At 66.7% G+C, this 970-nt stretch carries 1 protein-coding gene and 2 pseudogenes; 2 read left to right on the top strand and 1 reads right to left on the bottom strand.

Going from position 1 to position 970, the window contains the following annotated elements:
• Positions 1-253, top strand: a pseudogene (locus EXE44_RS17150) (peptide-methionine (S)-S-oxide reductase); the annotation flags it as partial.
• Positions 254-334: 81 nt separating this feature from the next.
• A complete protein-coding gene (locus EXE44_RS17145) occupies positions 335-805 on the top strand; it encodes a peptidylprolyl isomerase (RefSeq protein WP_137693963.1) in 471 nt (156 codons plus the stop codon).
• A 33-nt stretch (positions 806-838) separates the two neighbouring features.
• Here the strand turns inward: EXE44_RS17145 and EXE44_RS17140 are convergent.
• A pseudogene (locus tag EXE44_RS17140) lies at positions 839-970 on the bottom strand (YccF domain-containing protein); the annotation flags it as partial.

The following is a 970-nucleotide window of genomic DNA, read 5'->3' as shown; positions in this document are numbered from 1 at the left end:
CGAGTTTCTCTCGTCACGAGGGCTCACTGCCGACGGGATCGGCACACGGATCGAGCAGCTCTCGCGGTTCTCCCCGGCCGAAGACTACCACCAGAAGTACAAGCTGCGGTCCGTCTCCTCGCTTATCGACGCGTTCGACGCGGCGGGATACGACGACGAAGCGTTGCGGGAGTCACCCATCGCCGCCAAGCTGAACGGCTATGCCGCTGGACACGACGTCGCGGTGGTCGAAGAGCTCCCGGCGTCCAGGTGACGCCGTCGGCCGTCGGTTCTCACGGCGCGACCGATGTCCGCAGATGACACAGGCTTTCCGTATGGCACTCCTTGTGTCCGTATGTCGATAACTACTGGCGATTCGGTGACGCTCGAGTACACCGGCAAACTGGACGATGGGACCGTGTTCGACACCTCCAAGGAGTCAGTCGCCGAGGAAGCGGGCCTCGCCGAGGCCCAGCCCGACCGCGAGTACACGCCGTTGACGGTCGAGGTCGGCGGCGGTCAGGTCATCGAGGGGATGGAGGAGGGACTCCTCGGGTTGGCGGCCGGCGAGACGGACACGCTGACGATCCCGCCGGAGAAGGCCTACGGACAGCCCAGCGACGAGAACGTCGAGGAGTTCGACACCGACGAGCTCCGGGAGATGCTCGGCGGCCAGCTGCCCGAGGAGGGCGCGTACCTCGAGGCCCAGGACGGCAGCCAGGGCGAGATCGTCCACGCGGACGAGGACGTGATTCGAGCGGACTTCAACCCGCCGCTCGCCGGTGAGACGCTGACGTTCGACGTCGAAATCGTCGAGGTCAACTGAGCCCGCCCCGTCCGCTTCGCCCGCCTGACGGGACTACCCGTGAAACCGGTACAGCGACGTGACGTACGGGAGCCGGTTGAGCATCCAGATCGCCACCGGCAGGCCCACGACCGTGACCGCGAGCGCCGACGCGACGTTCGCCCACAGCAGGCTCAGCCACCAACC

Origin of the sequence: Halorubrum sp. SS7, assembly GCF_005435055.1 — an archaeon.
Taxonomy (GTDB): domain Archaea; phylum Halobacteriota; class Halobacteria; order Halobacteriales; family Haloferacaceae; genus Halorubrum; species Halorubrum salinarum.
This window is presented reverse-complemented; position numbering and strand designations above follow the sequence as displayed.